The organism is Streptomyces sp. P5F9, from assembly GCF_057961495.1.
Map to the genome: position 1 here is coordinate 1 of NZ_JBXVPZ010000724.1, position 3,216 is coordinate 3,216.

At 69.7% G+C, this 3,216-nt stretch carries 3 protein-coding genes; 2 read left to right on the forward strand and 1 reads right to left on the reverse strand.

Features of this window, described 5'->3' with window-relative positions; translation table 11 throughout:
- On the reverse strand, positions 1 to 1,316 hold a 1,316-nt coding region (locus AC31A1_RS49080; protein ID WP_489659541.1), incomplete at its 3' end, for an APC family permease.
- Between the two features lie 99 nt (positions 1,317 to 1,415).
- On the opposite strand from AC31A1_RS49080, the gene AC31A1_RS49085 reads away from it, so the two are divergent.
- Both AC31A1_RS49085 and ppgK read left to right on the forward strand, forming a co-directional pair.
- Positions 1,416 to 2,441 (forward strand): 4-hydroxy-3-methylbut-2-enyl diphosphate reductase, encoded by a 1,026-nt coding sequence (locus AC31A1_RS49085; protein ID WP_489659542.1) that lies wholly within the window; start codon positions 1,416 to 1,418, stop codon positions 2,439 to 2,441.
- A 29-nt stretch (positions 2,442 to 2,470) separates the two neighbouring features.
- Positions 2,471 to 3,216 (forward strand): polyphosphate--glucose phosphotransferase (ppgK, locus tag AC31A1_RS49090; RefSeq protein ID WP_489659543.1); only part of this gene is annotated, 746 nt, incomplete at its 3' end.

Here is a 3,216-nt window from a genome sequence, read left to right on the forward strand (position 1 = left end):
CCCACCACCTGCGCGGTCCCGGACGCCTCCACGATCACGGCGACGGTGATCGCCGCCCCCAGCACCGGCACCAGCACGTGCCGCCACCACACCACCGGCCCACCCCGGCGTCGTACCGCGAACCACCCCACCACGCTCGCGTGCAGCAACGTGAACGCGGTCAGCGCGCCGATGTCCACGACCGAGACCAGGTGGTCGAGGCCGTCGTCGCGGCGGGCCGCCCAGACCGCGGCGATCAGGGTGATGACCGCCGCCGACAGCAGGGCGACCCTCGGCACCCCGGAGTCGGTCTTCGACAGGGCGCGGGGGAGGCGCCGGTCGCGGGCCATCGCGAACACCAGGCGGCCCGCCGCCGCCTGCCCGGCCAGCGCCGCGAACGCCGCGCCGATCGCCTTGCTGACGGCCACCAGGTTGTGCAGCCAGTCGCCCACCGAGACGTCGACCGCGTCGTAGAACGCCGATCCCTGTTTCCCCGGGTCGGCGGCCAGCTGTGCGGATGTCGTCGGCTCCAGGAGGGCGACCAGGTACGTCTGGGCGATGAACAGCACGCCGACCAGGGCGAGGCAGAACAGCAGCGCCCTGGCGACCTTCTCGGAGCCGCCGGTGACCTCCTCCGCGAAGGTGGCGACCGCGTCGAAGCCCAGGTAGGACAGGACGGCGACCGAGACCGCGCCGATCACCGCCGACAGCGCGAACGCGCCCTGCGTGCCGTCCCCGGACAGCGGCGACAGCCAGCCCCGTTCGGCGCCGTCGCGCGCGAGGACGACGATCGCCGACACGACGAAGATGATGAGGACGACGATCTCCATCGCGAGGACGAGGAAGCCCACGCGGGCCGCCGCACGCACACCCCAGAGGTTGAGGCAGGTCGTGATGGCGACCGCCAGCGCGGTCCACACCCACCGGGAGACGTCCGGGACCAGCGCGTTCATGGCGATCCCGGAGAAGAGGTAGGCGACGGCGGGGATCAGGACGTAGTCCAGCATCGCCATCCAGCCGGCGATGAACCCGGCCTCCCTGCCGAGCCCCACGCGCGCGTAGGCGAACACCGAGCCCGCCTGAGGGACGACCCGCACCATCTGCGCGTAGCTGAACGCCGTGAACGCCATCGCGACCGTGGCCACGATGTAGACCAGCGCGACCGCGCCGTGCGACTTGGCGTCCAGGGTGCCGAAGACGCCGACCGGTGCCATGGGGGCGATGAACAGCAGCCCGTAGACGACGAGATCGCGGAAACCGAGGCTGCGCCGCAGCTGGGGTCCGTCGCCGGCCGCGGTCTCCGTGGCCGTGGCCGTACCGCTGTCCCTGTCCGCCATCTCGCGTCTCCCGTACGTCGTGCCCGGCCCCCACCCCTCCCACTCCACGGCCAGTCTCCCCAAGGAGGCGATCTTTGACCCGTCGAGCGCGGCCTTACGATGGGACGCATGACTGCTTCGTCTGGCCGCCGTGTCCTGCTCGCCGCCCCCCGGGGCTACTGCGCGGGTGTGGACCGCGCCGTGATCGCCGTCGAGAAAGCCCTTGAGCAGTACGGGGCTCCGATCTATGTCCGGCACGAGATCGTGCACAACAAGTACGTCGTCCAGACCCTGGAGAAGAAGGGCGCCATCTTCGTCGAGCGGACCGAGGAGGTCCCCGAGGGGAACATCGTGATGTTCTCCGCGCACGGCGTCGCGCCCGTCGTCCACGACGAGGCCAAGCAGGGCCGCCTCGCCACCATCGACGCGACCTGCCCCCTGGTGACCAAGGTCCACAAGGAAGCCGTCCGTTTCGCCGACGACGACTTCGACATCCTGCTGATCGGTCACGAGGGCCACGAGGAGGTCATCGGCACCTCCGGAGAGGCCCCCGACCACATCACCCTGGTCGACGGCCCGTCCGACGTCGCCAAGGTCGAGGTGCGGGACCCGTCCAGGGTCGTATGGCTGTCCCAGACCACCCTCTCGGTCGACGAGACCATGGAGACGGTCGACGCCCTGAAGGAGAAGTTCCCGCAGCTCATCTCCCCGCCCAGCGACGACATCTGCTACGCCACGCAGAACCGCCAGCTCGCCGTGAAGCAGATGGGCGAGGAGGCCGACCTGGTGATCGTGGTCGGCTCGAAGAACTCCTCCAACTCCGTACGGCTCGTCGAGGTCGCCAAGCTGGCCGGCGCCCGCGCCGCCTACCTGGTGGACTTCGCCGACGAGATCGAGGAGGCCTGGCTGGAGGGCGTGACCACGGTCGGCGTCACCTCGGGCGCCTCCGTACCGGAGATCCTGGTCGAACAGGTCCTGGAATGGCTGTCCGGCCGCGGCTTCGAGGACGTCGAGCTGGTCAAGGCGGCCGAGGAGTCCATCACGTTCTCGCTGCCCAAGGAACTCCGCCGTGACCTGCGCGAAGAGGCGGCGGCACTGGTCGCCGAGCGCACCGGTGCGGACCGTACGACCCCCTCCGGGCAGTGACTGTCAGTCGTACGTCGTAGCGTGGAGCCATGCAGATCTTCGGCGTGGACATCGGTGGATCCGGGATCAAGGGCGCCCCTGTGGACCTGGACAAGGGCGAATTGACGGAAGAGCGGTACAAGGTGCTGACCCCGCACCCGGCGACGCCGGACGGAGTGGCCGACGGCGTGAAGGAAGTCGTCGACCACTTCGGCTGGACGGGACCGGTCGGGTTCACGTTTCCGGGCGTGGTCACCGGCGGTGCCACGATCCGTACGGCGGCGAACGTCGACAAGAGCTGGATCGACCGGGACGCGGGCGCGCTGTTCAGCGAGAGACTGGGCGGCCTCCCGGTGACGGTCGTCAACGACGCGGACGCGGCGGGCGTTGCCGAGATGCACTTCGGCGCCGGCCAGGGTCGCAAGGGCACGGTGATCCTGCTGACCTTCGGCACGGGCATCGGCAGCGCCCTGTTCGTCAACGGCGCCCTGGTCCCCAACACGGAGCTGGGCCACCTCGAACTGAACGGCCACGACGCCGAGAAGAAGGCGTCCAGCAAGGCCAAGGAGGACGGCGAGCTGACGTGGGAGCACTGGGCCCACCGCGTCCAGAAGTACCTCGCCCACGTCGAGATGCTGTTCTCGCCCGAGCTGTTCATCATCGGCGGCGGAGTCAGCCGCAAGGCCGACAAGTTCCTGCACTTCATCGAGGACATCAAGGCCGAGATCGTCCCGGCGCAGCTGCAGAACAACGCGGGGATCGTGGGGGCGGCGATGCATGCGGCGGGGGACGACTA